The organism is Actinoplanes sp. DH11 (assembly GCF_020873875.1).
Lineage (GTDB): Bacteria > Actinomycetota > Actinomycetes > Mycobacteriales > Micromonosporaceae > Actinoplanes.
On sequence record NZ_JAHWGU010000003.1, the window covers coordinates 204,329 to 218,586 of the forward strand.

Below are 14,258 nucleotides of genomic sequence, written 5' to 3' on the forward strand. Positions count from 1 at the left end.
GGTTCAGCGCCGGCGACGCCGGGCCGACATCCACTGCCAGACGCGGGTGCCGTCGATCGCCGGATCGTTGTGCGCCAGGTAGATCCACGACCAGTGCCCGGGGAACTGGTAGCCGTCCCAGATCACGTTGTCGTACAGCGTCATCAGCGACCCCGGGATCACCTCGTTCGCATGGATGGTGTTCGGGCCCGGCGGCACGGTGGTGTCGTCCAGTGAGGTGATGAGCCAGGTCGGGGTGCTGATCGCGGCGAGCTGGGCGTCCGGGATCAGCGGCGGCGCGCCGGCCTGCAGGGAGGCGACGACACCGCAGACGGGTACGGACGCCGCGAACAGTTCCGGGTAGACCGTCGTCATTTTCAGGCTCATGTAGCCGCCGTTGCTGCACCCGGCCACGTAGATCCGCGACGGGTCGATCCGGTGCCGGCGTGTCACGTCCCGGATCACCCGCTGGATCTGCGGGGCGAACCGGTCGCCGTCCTCGATCCAGTACGACGTGCTCTGCGGCGCCACCACGTAGGCGCCACCGAAGATCCGCTGCGCCTGCGGGGTGGCGAATCCGAGCGCACCCCGGTTGGCCCGCAGCGTCGTCTCGTTGTCGTAGTACCCGTCGGGCAGCAGCCCGCCCTCCCCGCCGCCGTGCAGCCAGACGATCAGGGGCCGCGCGCCCCGGGCCGACTTCGGCTCGTACAGCCGGTACTTCAGGTCCGCGGTCCGGTGGTGATCGAACGCGTCCACCTCGAAGTTGGCCAGCCGCCCCTGGTCGAAACCGGTGATCGTGACCGGCCGGCCGTCCCGCCGGGTCAGCGGCGCCAGCTGCGTGATCGTGTAGGTCAGGTCGAGCCGGACGTTGCGTCCCCTGGCGGTGAGGTAGCCGAGCGTGCCGCCGCCGAGCTGGCCCTCCGCGGTGGACAGCGACAGCACGATGTCGCCGCGCCGGTCGAGCCGGACGGCGGTGACGACGCGGTCCAGATCGTACTCACTGAAGATCAGTTCGCCGGGCGCCGGCGGGATCGGGCTGGTCGCCGTGGCGTGCACCCGGAACGTGCCGGTGCTCAGGCTCGCCGGGTCGATCGGGCCGAGCCGCGACGTGTCCAGGGTCAGCGACGTGACCTGCTCGCCGCCGTCGAGGGTCGTCGCGTTCAGGACGAACCCGACACGGCCTTTGCCCCGGCCGGTCTCGCGGCGGCCGGTGCGGGCCTCGGCAAGACCGGGGACGGCCAGGGTGGCGGCGGCGCCGGCGGACGCGGCGAGAACGGTACGGCGACTGATGGGCACGGCCATGCTGACCCCCGCGAAAACGAAGTCTGTCGATGGCTGCAACGTATCGCGGAGGAAACAACCTGGCAATGTTCGTCACTCATCACCGGGCCCCCTGAGCGGCTGGAGGCCAGCCTCGCTCCGCCTGATGCCACGACCGCGCGGCCAGATCAGCCTGGGCGTCCTCGACCGGCCACCGGCAGCCGGCTGACCATGCGGTGCCGTGCGTCCGGCGTCGGTGTCACCGGCCGTTCAGTGCTGGACGGCGGCGGGCGGCGCGGAGACCGGAAGTGCCGGTGGGGTGCCGGGCCGGAGCGGATCGGGTGGTGGCGCGGCGGGGTGCGAGGCCTGCGGCGCCAGGATGATCGCGCCGAGGCCGACCACGACGCCGGCCACCCCGGCGAACCAGCTCGCGAACTCAACGCCCTGCAACGCGAACAGCCACGCCGCGACAGCCAGCGCGGCAGAGGCGAACGTGCCCGCCTCGAGGATCACCCAGCTCTCAGCGCCCATCCCGCCATCATCGCCCCCGGGCGCAACCCCCAGCGGAAGTGAGGCGGCACCGAGGTTGGGCGGCGGGCAGGGCGGGCTGTGGATGGCGGGCCGTGGATGTCGTACCCGGTCGATAGCGTGCGTCCGTGAGTCGATACGAGATCCACCTGACGGTGGCCGCCGACGCTGGTGACGAGAGGCTTCGGGCGGTGGCGGACGCGCGGGGCGTGAAGTACACGCGCATCCAGCTCGACCGGGGTGAGCACGCCAGTCAGCCGATGCTGAGCTGGCTCTGCGCGGGCACGCCCGCGTCGGCCGAGGAGGAGGCCCGCGCGGCCACTGCGACGCTGCGTGCGGAGGGTTTCGTTGTCACCCGGCTCAAGGTGGAGGCGGCCGCGTCCGGTGCCGAGGCCCCGGTCACGGCGGCGCAGGGCGCCGCGCAGCCGCAGCGTTACTTCGAGCACCACGTGAAGCTGCTGCTGCCGGCGACGCAGGACCTCGAAGCGGTACGGGCGGTGGCCGTGCGGCACCGCGCCCACCTGTCCCGCAACGCGCGGCGGGTGCGGGCCGACGGGGTGCGCGAGCGGTTCGTGACGCAGCGGTGCCACCGGACCGGGCGGGTGGAGGCGGCCGCGGCGCTGGCCGGGCTTGTGGGGCAGCGCGTGCGGGATGCGGATGTGCTTGGTGCGTCGATGTTGATCTGCTAGCGCTACAAAATCGCGGTGATCATGGGGTTGAAACCGCGATTTCGTAGCGCTAGCAGATCAACATCTCGGTATGGGCGTCCATCGGCCGCCAAGGACGGCTGCGTCGCCCGCCGCCCCGCCGAGCGCAAGCGGTCCCCAGGTCGCGCGCCGCCGAGCGCGGCGATCCCGAGGGTTGTGCCGCCGAGCGCGGCCATCCCGCCGCCGTCTGGCCAGCGCGGCCATTCCCGCCGCCGACGTGCCCGGTGCGGCGATCTCTGGGCCGCGCTGCCGGGCCGCGGAGGCACCCGGGATCGGGTTGGGCGGCCGTCGTGGTCTTTCGTGGCGTCGCTGACACCACCGTGATGCCATGAGGTTGCGTGTGGCATCACCGTGGTGTCATAGTGGCGTCATGGAATTGCGCCCCTACATCGACGCCCTGCGTCATGAACTCGCCGTTGCCGCCGCGGCCGGTGGCGACGATGCGCGGGAGCTGGCCGAGCGGCTGACCGCGCCGCTGGAGTCGGCGGTGCGGCTCGCCCTGCTGGACGCGCTCTCCGAGGCGGCCGCCGAGATCACCCGTGATCTGGCGCCCGGGTCGGTCGATCTGCGGCTGCGTGATCGCGAACCGACGTTCGTGGTGACACCGGCGCCGCCGGATCCGTGGAGCGGGCCCGCCGGCACCCCGCCCCCCGACGACCCGCCGCCCGCCGCGGCGCCCGCGCCGGCCGGTGAGGACGAGGCGACGGTGCGGATCAGTCTGCGCCTGCCGGAGAACCTGAAGGCACGGGTGGAGCAGTCCGCCGCCCGGTCCGGCGTCTCGATCAACACCTGGCTGATCCGGGCGGCGGCCGCTGCCGCGGACAACGAGCACGGGCGACCCGCCACCGGCGTCCCGGCAACCATCAGCGCGGCCACCGGAAGCCAGCGCTACACCGGCTGGGTCCGCTGACCCGCATCAAGAGCTAACCGGTATCAAGAGCTGGCCGGCATCAGCAGCTGACCCGTATCAAGAGTTGACCCGCATCGGCAGCTGGCCCTCATCAAGAGCTGATTCGCATCAGCAGCTGGCCGACATCAAGAGCTGGCTCAAGAGCTACCCGTCGAGAGAGCTACCCGTCGAGGCGAGCAGCTCCTCAAGGCGCGCTGATCCTCAAGAAGAACGGAGAACCAGCCATGCCCACTTTCGACACCCCCGGACCCGTCACCGCCTCCATCGAGCTCAGCTCCGGCGACCTGCAGGTGCTCGCGACCGATCGGACGGACACCGTGGTGCACGTACGCCCGGGTGACGACAGTCAGAGCCGTGACGTGCGGGCCGCCGAGCAGACCCGGGTGGACTTCACGTCGGGCACCCTGATTGTGCGTGGCCCCAAGCAGCCCGGCCTCGGTGTGTTCGGCCGGGTCGGCACCGTCGACGTGCTCGTCGAGCTGCCGGTCGGCTCGGACCTCGAGGCCAAGCTCGGCGCCGGCAGTGGCCGTGTCACCGGGGCGCTCGGTGCTGTCCGGATGCGCAGCGGCGCCGGCGATCTTCAGGTCGAGCAGGCCGAGAGCCTGTCGCTGACCACCGGGATGGGCCTGGTCGTCGCGGAGACCGTGACCGGCGACGCCAAGATCACCACGGGGTCCGGCAAGCTTCAGGTGCATTCGGTGGCGGGGCCGGCCGTGCTCAAGAACGGCAACGGCGAGACCTGGGTCGGCCATGCCGGCAGCGAACTTCAGATCAACTCCGCGAACGGCGACATCGTGGCCGACCACGCCGCCGCCTCGCTCACCGCGAACACATCGAACGGCGACATCCGCGTCCGTGAGCTGGTCCGCGGCTCGACGACGCTGCGCAGCGCCGCCGGGCGCATCGAGATCGGCATCCGGCCGGGTACGGCGGCGAGGCTCGACGTGCACACCCAGTACGGCAAGATCCGCAACGAGATGACCGCCGCCGACGGGCCGGCCGAGGCTGACGAGCGGGCCGAGGTGCGTGCCCGGACCTCGTTCGGCGACATCCTGATCCACCGCTCCTAACCCCACCCGCCGTCCCGGCCGCGGCCCGCCGACCGGTCGGCGATGGCCGCTGCCCAGAAACGCCCCGCGAAGAGAAGCCCGCGAAGAGAAGCTCCGAAGAAAGCGCCGCGAGAAGAGCGCCGCGAGAAGAGCGCCGCGAGAAGAGCGCCGCGAGAAGAACGCCGCGAGAAGAACGCCGCGAGAAAAGCGCCGCTGAGAAACCCCACTGAGGAAGCTCCGCCCGGAGGCACGGGCGGCGATGACTCCTGCCCGGAAACCCCCTGGAGGCACAGATGACCACCACAGTCACCAGCAGACCCGCCGTTTCGGTGGCCGGCCTGCGCAAGCGCTTCGGCACGAAGGTGGTGCTCGACGACATCGACCTGACCGTCACCGAGGGCACCGTCTTCGCCCTGCTCGGCCCGAACGGCGCCGGCAAGACGACAATGGTCCGGATCCTGGCGACGCTGCTGGCGGCGGACGGCGGCGCGGTGCGTGTGGCCGGGCACGACCCGGCGGACGACCCGGATGCGGTACGCGCGGCGATCGGCCTGACCGGGCAGTTCGCCGCCGTCGACCGGCTGCTGACCGTCCGGGAGAACCTGCGCCTGATGGCCGATCTGAACCGGCTGGGCCGGACGGAGGGCGTACGCCGGGTGGATCGTTTGATTGAGCGTTTCGACCTCGGTGAGTCGGCGCGCAAGCCGGTGTCGCTGCTCTCCGGCGGTCAGCAGCGCCGGCTGGACCTGGCGATGACCCTGGTCGGCGACCCCCGGCTGATCTTCCTGGACGAGCCGACCACCGGCTTGGACCCGCGCAGCCGGCACGCCATGTGGCAGATCGTCCGGGAACTGGTAGCCGAGGGCGTCACGGTCTTCCTGACCACGCAGTACCTGGATGAGGCCGACGAGCTCGCCGACCGGATCGCCGTGCTCGACCAGGGCCGGATCGTCGTCGAGGGCACCGCCGACGAACTCAAGCGCCGGATCCCGGGTGGGCATCTGCTGCTGCGTTTCGCCGATCCGCGGACGCTGCAGGCGGCGGCCGCGGTGCTGGACACGACGCATCGTGACGACGACGCGCTGACCTTGCAGGTGCCCAGTGACGGCGACATCGCCTCGCTGCGGGCCGTGCTCGGCACCCTCGACCGGGTGCACGCCGAACCCGATCACCTGTCCATCCACACGCCCGACCTGGACGACGTGTTCTTCGCCTTCACCGGCGCCCCGGCCGCCACCACCGAGGAGATCAGATGACCACCATGGCCCATGCCGTCGCCGACTCCCGGACCATGCTGCACCGGCAGTTGCTGCACCTGCGGCGGTACCCGTCGCTGACCGTCATGCTCATCGGCCTGCCGGTGATCTTCCTGCTGCTGTTCGTCTACGTCTTCGGCGGCACCCTCGGCGCCGGTCTCGGTGGCGGGCGTGCCGAGTACCTGGATTACCTGACCCCCGGCATCCTGCTGTTCACCATGGCCGGCGCGGCCGCCGGCACCGCCATCTCGGTGGCGATGGACATGACCGAGGGCATCGTCGACAGGTTCCGCAGCATGGCCATCTCCCGCGGGTCGCTGCTGACCGGGCACGTCCTCGGCAGCCTGGTGCAGAACTTCCTGGCATTGGGCGCGGTGCTCGGTGTCGCGCTGCTGATCGGGTTCCGACCGACGGCCACGCCGATCGAGTGGCTGGCCGTGGTCGGGATGGCGACGGCGACGTCGTTCGCGCTGATCTGGTTCGCGGTGGCGCTCGGCATGGTCGCCGACAGTGTGGAGACGGCCAGCAACACGCCCATGTTCCTGAGTCTGCTGCCGTTCCTGGGCAGTGGGTTCGTGCCCACCGAGACGATGCCCGCGGGGCTGCGCACCTTCGCCGAGTACCAGCCGTTCACCCCGATCATCGAGACGTTCCGAGGACTGCTGCTCGGGTCCGGGATCGGCAACAGCGCGTGGATCGCGCTGGGGTGGTGCGCCGGGATCTCCGTGCTGTCGTACGTCTGGGCCAAGCGCCGCTACAACAAGCGCGCGGCGAGCTGACGAGCGCCGCTCCGACAAGCGCGCGGCGAGCTGACGAGCGCCGCACAAAAAAAGGGTCAGGACTCGCCGGTGTGCCGCTCGATCTGTTCCTGGATCTGGTGGGCGAACCCCTCGGCCATCGCCAGCTGGTCGCGCAGGGCCTGGACCCGGTTCTGCGCGGCGGTGTGGAACATGGCGAGGCGGTCCTGCAGCACGGTCCGGCCGTCGCCGGTGACGGCCGGGTCGCTGAGGGCGTCGAGTGTGGTGAGCAGGTCGCGCATCTCGTCGAGGGTGAACCCGAGCGGCTTCATCCGCTTGATGACGCGCAGCCGGTCGAGGTCGGGTTCGGTGTAGAGCCGGAACCCGCCCTCGCTGCGCGCCGACGGCACGACGAGGCCGGCCTCCTCGTAGTGGCGGATGGTGCGGATGCTCAGGCCCACCCGGTCGGCGGCCTCGCCGATCTGCATCAGTCCTGCGGTCACCGGATCAGTCTCTCAATGCCCGCCGCCCAGCTGCCCGGCCAGGGTGTCGTGCATGCGGGCGCTTGCCTCGTTCAGTCCGGTGATCTCGGCGGTCTTGCCGCGCTGCCGGTACTTGGTGGTGATCGCGTCCAGGGCGGCCACCGAGGAGGCGTCCCAGACGTGGGTGCCGGACAGGTCGATGACGACGTGGTCCGGGTCGCCGGCGTAGTCGAACTGGTACACGAGGTCGTTGCTGGAGGCGAAGAACAGCTCACCGCGTACGCGATAGGTGTGGTCGTCGATCTTCTCCACCGCCGCGAAGTGCGCGACCCGCCGGGCGAAAATGACCATCGCGGCCAGCACGCCGAGCACGACGCCGATCGCGAGGTTGTGGGTGACGAGCGTGCCGGCCACGGTGACCAGCATGACGATGATCTCGCCGGCCGGCATCCGGCGGAGCGTGGCCGGGGCGATGCTGTGCCAGTCGAACGTGCCGACCGAGACGATGATCATGACGGCGACCAGCGCGGCCATCGGGATCAGGGCGACCACGTCGCCGAGGGCGACGACCAGGACCAGCAGGAAGGCACCGGCCAGGAAGGTCGAGAGACGGGTACGGGCACCGGACGCCTTCACGTTGATCATTGTCTGGCCGATCATCGCGCAGCCACCCATGCCGCCGAAGAACCCGGTGACGATGTTGGCGACGCCCTGGCCCCACGACTCGCGCGTCTTGTCCGAGTGGGTGTCGGTGATGTCGTCGACCAGTTTGGCCGTCATCAGCGACTCCATCAGGCCGACCAGGGCGATACCCAGCGCGTACGGGGCGATGACCTGAAGCGTGCCGAGCGTGAACGGGATGTCCGGGAGGCCGAGGGCAGGCAGGCTGTCGGGCAGGGCGCCCTCGTCGCCGACGGTCGGCACGGTGAGGTGGGTCAGCAGGGTGAACGCGGTCAGCAGGACGATCGCGACGAGTGGCGCCGGCACGGCCGTGGTGACCCGGGGCAGCAGGAACATGATCGCCAGCGCGACGGCGACCAGCGGGTAGACCAGCCACGGCACGCCGATCAGGTGCGGCACCTGAGCCGTGAAGATCAGGATGGCGAGGGCGTTGACGAACCCGACCATGACGCTGCGCGGGATGAACCGCATCAGTTTCGCCACGCCCAGCATCGCCAGCACGACCTGGAGCAGCCCGCCGAGGATGACGGCGGCGATCAGGTAGTCGAGGCCGTGTGACGTCACCAGCGGCGCGACGACCAGGGCGATCGCGCCGGTGGCGGCACTGATCATGGCGGGCCGGCCACCGGTGAAGGCGATCGTGACGGCCATCGTGAACGAGGCGAACAGCCCGACGCGCGGGTCGACGCCGGCCAGGATGGAGAACGAGATCGCCTCCGGGATCAGCGCCAGCGCCACCACGAGGCCGGCCAGCACCTCGGTGCGCAGTACCCGCGGTGACGACAGCCAGGACGGACGGGACCAGCGCGGCAACGCCGCGGGGGACTGCGAGGACATGGGGCTCGTTTCCATCTCGGGCACAGCGTGCCGGCCCTTGCCGGAAGGGCTGATCAGTACGGGTCTACCAGGCGGCGCCCCGGCGCGCGGAAGAACCAGCGAGGGCGGATGGCGACGCCGACTCTACTCTCCGGTGAGGGGAGAGTTGCGGCTGTCGCGCGTGTCGATGATCACCGCGAGCCTCAGCCGCGTTCACGGCGTACCAGGTCGCGGACCGTGGCGGTAGAGCCCGTCGAAGTGCGGCGCCAGCGCGTCCCAGGCGGTGTCGAGCCGGTCCCGGCTGCGGCCCATCGTGGTGGCCTGGAAGGCCGGCGTGCGGTGGGGGAACGCGGTGGCTTCCGGCGGGACGTCGGCGATGGTCCCGCCCATGTGCCGGAGCTGGAAGAAGTGGACCGCACCGGAGCGGAGCAGTTCGGCGGCTGCTGGCCAAGGCCACCGGCGGACCGGAACACACGCCGCAGGCCTGCGCGATCGTGGAGCAGGCCCTGTCCGCCTGACCTCGGCGGAGGCGTTCCGGCGGGCCGTCGCCCGCGTTGCGGCTTCCGGCGGGCCACGTAAAATTGCCCGCTATGCGACTGTGTGACACGCGGCCGAGGGCCGGCCGTTGACCGTTCAGCTCACCCTCAGCACCGACCGGCGCGCCGACGGCGGGGTGGTGCTCACCGCCGTCGGCGAGATCGACATGAGCAACGCCGGTGAGTTCGGGGTGGCGGTCACCGCGGCCCTCGACGCCGGGGCGGAGCCGCTGGTCGTCGACCTGACCGCGGTGGACTACATCGACAGTGCCGGGCTCGCCTGCCTGTTCCCCCATGTGGAGCGGATCCGGCTGGTGACCGGCCCGATGCTGGCCCCGGTGTTCACGATCTCCGGATTGGGTGATCTCACGACCACGCGATGATTGGTTCGCTCCGCAGTGGGCAATGGTGCGTGCACGCCACGCCCGAACCGCAAGGAGTTGAAGATGACCGTGCTCGTTGACACCACTGCCGCCCGCACCGACGCTAACCAGAGCACCGATCGGGCCAGTGAGCTGATCAACGCGATGGCCGTCCTCCCGGCCGGCCACCCGTCGCGGCCCGCGATGCGGGATCGGGCGATCGAGGCCTGGCTGCCGCTGGCCCGGCACCTGGCCAACCGGTACGCGAACCGCGGTGAACCCCGCGACGACCTCTACCAGGTGGCCGTGGTCGGCCTGATCAAGGCGGTCGACCGGTTCGAGGCCGACCGCGGCGTCGACTTCGCCGGCTTCGCGATCCCCACGATCGTCGGCGAGCTCAAGCGCCACTTCCGGGACCGTACCTGGTCGGTGCGGGTGCCGCGCCGCCTGCAGGAACTGCGCCTGGCCATCACCGGCGCCAACAACACGCTGAGCCACACCCTCGGCCGCTCGCCGACGGTCGCCGACATCGCCGAGCACCTCGGCATCACCGAGGACGAGGTCCTCGAAGGACTGGAGGGCGCCCGCGCCTACTCCTCGGCGAGCCTCTCCACCCCGATCAACGAGGAGGGCGCCGAGCTCGGCTCCACCCTCGGCGGTGAGGACACCGCCTTCGAGCTGGCCGAGCTGCGGATCGCGCTCGGCCCGGCGATGGCCAGCCTCGACGAGCGGGAGCAGCGGATCGTCAGCCTGCGCTTCTACGGCAACCTGACGCAGTCGCAGATCGCCGAACAGATCGGCATCTCCCAGATGCACGTGTCGCGGCTGCTCACCCGGGCCCTGGCCAAGCTGCGCCAGCGCCTGGACGACTCCGCCATGTGCTGAGCCGTACGCCTGCGAATCGTCTCGCGGCCGCGCCGGAGTTCCCGGCGCGGCCGTCCGCGTCGGACCCCGGACCCGCCTCAGCCTGCGGTCGCCGTCACGTGGTGGCGGCCGATCGGCAGCATCAGCGGCTTGCCGGAGACCGGGTCGGTGATCACCTGACTGTCCAGGCCGAAGACCGCGCGCACGCAGTCCTCGGTGAGCACCTCGGCCGGGTTTCCGGCGGCGTGCAGCTCCCCGGCGGCCAGGGCGATCAGGTGGTCGGCGTACCGGGCGGCCATGTTCAGGTCGTGCAGGACCATCACGATGGTGGTGCCGCGATCCCGGTTCAGGTCGGTGAGCAGGTCCAGGACCTCGACCTGGTGGCTGACGTCGAGGAACGTGGTCGGCTCGTCGAGCAGCAGCAGCTCGGTCTGCTGCGCCAGGGCCATCGCGATCCACACACGCTGTCGCTGGCCGCCGGACAACTCGTCCACGGCACGGTCGGCCAGTTCGGCGGTCTGGGTGGCGTCCAGCGCGGCGGCCACCGCGACGTCGTCCTCGCGGCTCCACCGCGACAGGATGCGCTGATGCGGGTTACGGCCCCGGCCGACCAGGTCGGAGACGGTGATGCCCTCCGGCGCGACCGGTGACTGGGGGAGCAGCCCGAGGGTGCGGGCCAGCTCCTTCGCCGGCATCTTGTGCACGGCACGGCCGTCCAGCAGCACGTGCCCGGCTTTCGGCGCCAGCAGCCGGGACATCGAGCGCAGCAGGGTCGACTTGCCGCACGCGTTGGCGCCGACGATGGCGGTGATCCGGCCGGGCGGCACCAGCAGGTCGAGCGCATCGATGACGACCCGGTCGCCGTACCCGACGGTCAGCTTCTCCACCGACAGGGAGTGTTGGGTGGTCACAGCGAGCCTCCGGCGCGGTTGGTGCGGACGAGCAGATAGATCAGGTACGGGGCGCCGAGCACGCCAGTGATCACGCCCACCGGGAAGCGGACGTCGAACGCGTACTGGCCGAGGAAGTCGGCGAGCAGCACCAGCAACGCCCCGACCAGCGCGGACGGGATCAGTGGGGAACCACCGGGGCCGACCAGGCGGGCCGCGATCGGCCCGGCCAGGAACGCCACGAACGCGATCGGCCCGGTGGCCGAGGTGGCGAAGGCGATGAGACCGACGGCGGCGACGATCGCGATCAGACGGGTACGTTCCAGCCGGGTACCGAGCGCCGCGGCGGTGTCGTCGCCGAGCTGCAGCATGGACAGGTCCCGCGCCTGGCTCAGCAGGATCGGGGCCAGCACGACCAGGGCGATCACCACCGGCAGGGTCTCGTCCCAGGTGGAGCCGTTCAGGCTGCCGTTGAGCCAGCGCATCGCGGCCTGCAGGTCCCACTGGCCGGCCTGGTTGAGCACGTAGGCGGTGGCGCTGTCCAGCATCGCGGCCATGCCGATGCCGATCAGCACCAGCCGGGTCCCGGCGACGCCGTCCTTGAACGACAGCACGTAGATGAGCAGTGCCACGCCGAGGCCGGCGCCGATCGCGAACGCGGAGACCCCGGCCTCGCCCAGGTCCAGCACGATGATCGCGAACGCGGCCGCGGCGCTCGCCCCGGAGCTGATGCCGATGATGTCCGGGCTGGCCAGCGGGTTGCGCAGCATGCTCTGGAAGGTGACCCCGCCCATGCCGAAACACAGGCCGGTGACCAGGGCCAGCACCGCCCGCGGCAGGCGCAGCTCGCCGACCGTGAACGAGGCGCCCGGCACGGTCTCGCCGAGGATCACCCGCAGCACGTCACCGGGCGGGTAGAACGTCTGCCCGACCATCAGCGAGACCGCGAACATCGCGACGACGGCGCCGCCGAGCACGCCGATCACGGTGCGGCGCCGCCGGTTGCGCCGGACCCGGCCGCGGGTGACGGCCTGCAGGGTCATGGTGCTCACAGCTCGCGCACTTTCTGCCGGCGGACGATGGAGATGAAGAACGGTGCGCCGATCAGCGCGGTGATGATGCCCGCTTCGATCTCGTCGGGCCGGTTCACCACCCGGCCGACCACGTCGGCGAAGGTCAGCAGGATCGCGCCGGTCAGCGCCGAGAACGGCAGCAGCCAGCGATGGTCCAGGCCGATCAGCAGGCGGCAGGCGTGCGGGACGAGCAGGCCGACGAACGCGATCGGGCCGGCGATCGCGGTGGCCGCGCCGCAGAGCACCACCGCGCCGAGGGCGGCGATCCCGCGGGCCACGGCGACCCGCTCACCCAGACCGGCGGCGAGTTCGTCACCGAGGGCCAGAGAGTTCAGCGGCCGGGCACAGAGCAGGCAGATGACCAGGCCGGCGAGCAGGAACGGCGCGATGTGGCCGATGCTGTCCCAGGTGGCGCCGCCGACCCCGCCGACCTGCCAGGACCGGAAGCTGTCGGTGATGTCGCCGCGTGGCAGCACCACCGCGACGACCAGGGACGCCAGGGCGGCCGAGGTGGCCGCGCCGGCCAGAGCAATCTTGAGTGGGGTGGCGCCGCCGCGGCCGAGCGAGCCGACCGCGTAGACGAAGAGCGCGGAGACGCCGGCGCCGGCGATGGCGACCCAGATGTACTCGGTCGCGGTGGAGAGTCCCACGGTCACCAGGGCCAGCGCGATCGCGAGCATGGCGCCCATGTTCACGCCGAGGATGCCCGGGTCGGCGAGCGGGTTGCGGGTGACGCCCTGCATGACGGCGCCGGACAGGCCGAGCGCGGCGCCGACCAGGGCGGCCAGGACCGTACGCGGCAGCCGCTTGGCGACGGCCGCCTGGTCCAGCGTGTCGTTGGCGCCGCCCAGCGCGGCGGTGATGTCGGCGAGGCCGACGATGCGGGAACCGAACGCGACCGAGGCGAGCATGACCAGCGCCAGGATCGCCACGACGGCCAGCAGCCAGGCCAGGCGCACCCGGGCCGGGCGTCGCACGGCGGCGACGTCCGGCCCGGACGGGGATTCGACGAGCGTCATCAGAGCTTGTCGGCGGCCTTGCCGAGCAGGTCCACGTAGTCGTTGAGCACGAACGGGATGGCCAGCGGCGTCGGGTTGGCGGCGGTCGCCACCGGCGTGCTGCCGGGCAGCGAGACGAAGGAGCCGCGGGCGATCGCCGGGATCTTCGACAGCAGCGGGTCCTTCTGCAGCGTGGCCAGGGTGGTGCCCTCAGCGTCGCCGTAGGTCACGATGATGTCCACGTCGCTCAGGTTCTGCACCTGCTCGGCGCTCTGGGTGAGGCTGAACTGGTCGGTCGTCGCCGAGGCCTTCTCGATGCTGGCCGGCGCCTTCATGCCCAGGTCGGTGAAGAACTGCGCCCGGGTGTCGTGCGTAGTGTAGAAGCTGACCTTGCTCAGGTCGGTCGGGTCGATGTGGGTGAGGAACATCGCCGATTTGCCGGCCAGCTTCGGGTAGCGGGCGACCGACGTGGCCATCTGCTTCTCGATGTCGGCGATCAGCGCGTCACCCTGCGCGGCCAGACCCAGGGCCTGGCTTTCCAGCTTGATGCTGTCGCGCCAGGCGGTCGCCCACGGCGCCTTCGGGTACGCGACAACCGGCGCGATCTTGGTGAGGGTGTCGTAGTCCTGCTGCGTCAGGCCGGAGTAGGCGGCCAGGATGACGTCCGGCTTGGTGTTGGCCACGGCCTCGAAGTCGATGCCGTCGGTCTCGTCGAACAGCACCGGGGTGGGCGCGCCGAGCTCCTTGAGCTTCGCGGCGTCCCAGGGCAGCAGGCCGTCGCCGTCCTCGTCGCCGAAGTTGGCCTTGGCGTACCCGACCGGTACGACGCCCAGCGCGAGCGGGACCTCGTGGTTGGCCCAGTTGACCGCGGCGACCCGCTCGGGCTTCTTCTCGATGGTGGTGCTGCCGAACGCGTGGGTGACGGTGACCGGGAACGACGCCGCGGCGCTGCCCGAGGCAGCCGGGGCCTCGTCGGTGTCGGAGGAGCCACCACAGGCGGTGAGCGCCAGCGTGGTGGTGAGGGCGACGATCCCGGCAAGGAATCGGGTTGCGCGCATGCTGAGAGAACTCCATACATCCGGGGTAAGGGGTGCCTAACCTAACACTGCCCCCGGCGGACCGCATGATCG

16 protein-coding genes are annotated in these 14,258 nt (G+C 71.1%); 7 read left to right on the forward strand and 9 right to left on the reverse strand.

Features of this window, described 5'->3' with window-relative positions; all coding sequences use genetic code 11:
* Positions 1-3: 3 nt before the first annotated feature.
* Positions 4-1,281, reverse strand: coding sequence for a prolyl oligopeptidase family serine peptidase (locus tag LPA41_RS06005; protein ID WP_229068930.1), 1,278 nt, complete (start codon positions 1,279-1,281; stop codon positions 4-6).
* A gap of 228 nt (positions 1,282-1,509) precedes the next feature.
* Complete coding sequence (locus tag LPA41_RS06010) at positions 1,510-1,770, reverse strand: hypothetical protein (RefSeq protein WP_229068931.1); 261 nt, start codon at positions 1,768-1,770, stop codon at positions 1,510-1,512.
* Positions 1,771-1,895: 125 nt separating this feature from the next.
* Between LPA41_RS06010 and LPA41_RS06015 the strand changes: the two genes are divergently transcribed.
* From LPA41_RS06015 to LPA41_RS06035, 5 genes are all read left to right on the forward strand, one after another.
* Positions 1,896-2,456, forward strand: coding sequence for a hypothetical protein (locus LPA41_RS06015; RefSeq protein ID WP_229068932.1), 561 nt, complete (start codon positions 1,896-1,898; stop codon positions 2,454-2,456).
* 388 nt (positions 2,457-2,844) lie between these two features.
* Positions 2,845-3,384, forward strand: a complete 540-nt coding sequence (locus LPA41_RS06020) for a ribbon-helix-helix protein, CopG family (RefSeq protein WP_229068933.1) — start codon at positions 2,845-2,847, stop codon at positions 3,382-3,384.
* Positions 3,385-3,608: 224 nt separating this feature from the next.
* The gene (locus LPA41_RS06025; protein WP_229068934.1) at positions 3,609-4,454 is read left to right on the forward strand and encodes a DUF4097 family beta strand repeat-containing protein; all 846 of its coding nucleotides are present in this window, start codon (positions 3,609-3,611) and stop codon (positions 4,452-4,454) included.
* A gap of 272 nt (positions 4,455-4,726) precedes the next feature.
* The gene (locus tag LPA41_RS06030; protein ID WP_229068935.1) at positions 4,727-5,689 is read left to right on the forward strand and encodes an ATP-binding cassette domain-containing protein; all 963 of its coding nucleotides are present in this window, start codon (positions 4,727-4,729) and stop codon (positions 5,687-5,689) included.
* Complete coding sequence (locus LPA41_RS06035) at positions 5,686-6,468, forward strand: ABC transporter permease (RefSeq protein WP_229068936.1); 783 nt, start codon at positions 5,686-5,688, stop codon at positions 6,466-6,468. Before LPA41_RS06030 ends, LPA41_RS06035 begins: the two co-directional genes overlap by 4 nt.
* A 56-nt stretch (positions 6,469-6,524) precedes the next feature.
* Here the strand turns inward: LPA41_RS06035 and LPA41_RS06040 are convergent, their stop codons facing one another.
* From LPA41_RS06040 to LPA41_RS06050, 3 genes are all read right to left on the reverse strand, one after another.
* Entirely contained in the window at positions 6,525-6,914 is a 390-nt protein-coding gene (locus LPA41_RS06040) for a MerR family transcriptional regulator (RefSeq protein ID WP_229069127.1), read from the reverse strand.
* A 27-nt stretch (positions 6,915-6,941) separates the two neighbouring features.
* A complete protein-coding gene (locus tag LPA41_RS06045; RefSeq protein ID WP_229068937.1) occupies positions 6,942-8,426 on the reverse strand; it encodes a SulP family inorganic anion transporter in 1,485 nt (494 codons plus the stop codon).
* Positions 8,427-8,618: 192 nt separating this feature from the next.
* A complete protein-coding gene (locus LPA41_RS06050; protein WP_229068938.1) occupies positions 8,619-8,795 on the reverse strand; it encodes a hypothetical protein in 177 nt (58 codons plus the stop codon).
* 235 nt (positions 8,796-9,030) lie between these two features.
* On the opposite strand from LPA41_RS06050, the gene LPA41_RS06055 reads away from it, so the two are divergent.
* Entirely contained in the window at positions 9,031-9,324 is a 294-nt protein-coding gene (locus LPA41_RS06055; RefSeq protein WP_229068939.1) for an STAS domain-containing protein, read from the forward strand.
* Positions 9,325-9,387: 63 nt separating this feature from the next.
* Positions 9,388-10,188 (forward strand): RNA polymerase sigma factor SigF, encoded by an 801-nt coding sequence (locus LPA41_RS06060; RefSeq protein WP_229068940.1) that lies wholly within the window; start codon positions 9,388-9,390, stop codon positions 10,186-10,188.
* Positions 10,189-10,265: 77 nt separating this feature from the next.
* On the opposite strand, the gene LPA41_RS06065 is transcribed toward LPA41_RS06060, so the two are convergent.
* The 4 genes from LPA41_RS06065 to LPA41_RS06080 are packed head-to-tail and all read right to left on the reverse strand — an operon-like array spanning position 10,266 to position 14,186.
* On the reverse strand, positions 10,266-11,078 hold the full coding sequence (locus LPA41_RS06065; RefSeq protein WP_229068941.1) for an ABC transporter ATP-binding protein: 813 nt from the start codon (positions 11,076-11,078) through the stop codon (positions 10,266-10,268).
* A complete protein-coding gene (locus tag LPA41_RS06070) occupies positions 11,075-12,100 on the reverse strand; it encodes an iron chelate uptake ABC transporter family permease subunit (protein WP_229069128.1) in 1,026 nt (341 codons plus the stop codon). Before LPA41_RS06070 ends, LPA41_RS06065 begins: the two co-directional genes overlap by 4 nt.
* Before the next feature lie 5 nt (positions 12,101-12,105).
* Positions 12,106-13,149, reverse strand: coding sequence for an iron ABC transporter permease (locus LPA41_RS06075; RefSeq protein WP_229068942.1), 1,044 nt, complete (start codon positions 13,147-13,149; stop codon positions 12,106-12,108).
* Entirely contained in the window at positions 13,149-14,186 is a 1,038-nt protein-coding gene (locus LPA41_RS06080) for an iron-siderophore ABC transporter substrate-binding protein (RefSeq protein ID WP_229068943.1), read from the reverse strand. The genes LPA41_RS06075 and LPA41_RS06080 overlap by 1 nt, the downstream gene beginning before the upstream one ends.
* Positions 14,187-14,258 lie beyond the last annotated feature (72 nt).

What these genes read in the sequence shown, in the direction of transcription:
- LPA41_RS06060 (WP_229068940.1), top strand. Translation starts at nt 9,388, where the DNA reads ATGACCGTGCTCGTTGACACCACTGCCGCCCGCACCGACGCTAACCAG.
- LPA41_RS06045 (WP_229068937.1), bottom strand. Translation starts at nt 8,426, where the DNA reads ATGTCCTCGCAGTCCCCCGCGGCGTTGCCGCGCTGGTCCCGTCCGTCC.
- LPA41_RS06075 (WP_229068942.1), bottom strand. Translation starts at nt 13,149, where the DNA reads ATGACGCTCGTCGAATCCCCGTCCGGGCCGGACGTCGCCGCCGTGCGA.
- LPA41_RS06070 (WP_229069128.1), bottom strand. Translation starts at nt 12,100, where the DNA reads ATGACCCTGCAGGCCGTCACCCGCGGCCGGGTCCGGCGCAACCGGCGG.
- LPA41_RS06035 (WP_229068936.1), top strand. Translation starts at nt 5,686, where the DNA reads ATGACCACCATGGCCCATGCCGTCGCCGACTCCCGGACCATGCTGCAC.
- LPA41_RS06080 (WP_229068943.1), bottom strand. Translation starts at nt 14,186, where the DNA reads ATGCGCGCAACCCGATTCCTTGCCGGGATCGTCGCCCTCACCACCACG.
- LPA41_RS06010 (WP_229068931.1), bottom strand. Translation starts at nt 1,770, where the DNA reads ATGGGCGCTGAGAGCTGGGTGATCCTCGAGGCGGGCACGTTCGCCTCT.
- LPA41_RS06030 (WP_229068935.1), top strand. Translation starts at nt 4,727, where the DNA reads ATGACCACCACAGTCACCAGCAGACCCGCCGTTTCGGTGGCCGGCCTG.
- LPA41_RS06040 (WP_229069127.1), bottom strand. Translation starts at nt 6,914, where the DNA reads ATGCAGATCGGCGAGGCCGCCGACCGGGTGGGCCTGAGCATCCGCACC.
- LPA41_RS06005 (WP_229068930.1), bottom strand. Translation starts at nt 1,281, where the DNA reads ATGGCCGTGCCCATCAGTCGCCGTACCGTTCTCGCCGCGTCCGCCGGC.
- LPA41_RS06020 (WP_229068933.1), top strand. Translation starts at nt 2,845, where the DNA reads ATGGAATTGCGCCCCTACATCGACGCCCTGCGTCATGAACTCGCCGTT.
- LPA41_RS06050 (WP_229068938.1), bottom strand. Translation starts at nt 8,795, where the DNA reads ATGGGCGGGACCATCGCCGACGTCCCGCCGGAAGCCACCGCGTTCCCC.
- LPA41_RS06025 (WP_229068934.1), top strand. Translation starts at nt 3,609, where the DNA reads ATGCCCACTTTCGACACCCCCGGACCCGTCACCGCCTCCATCGAGCTC.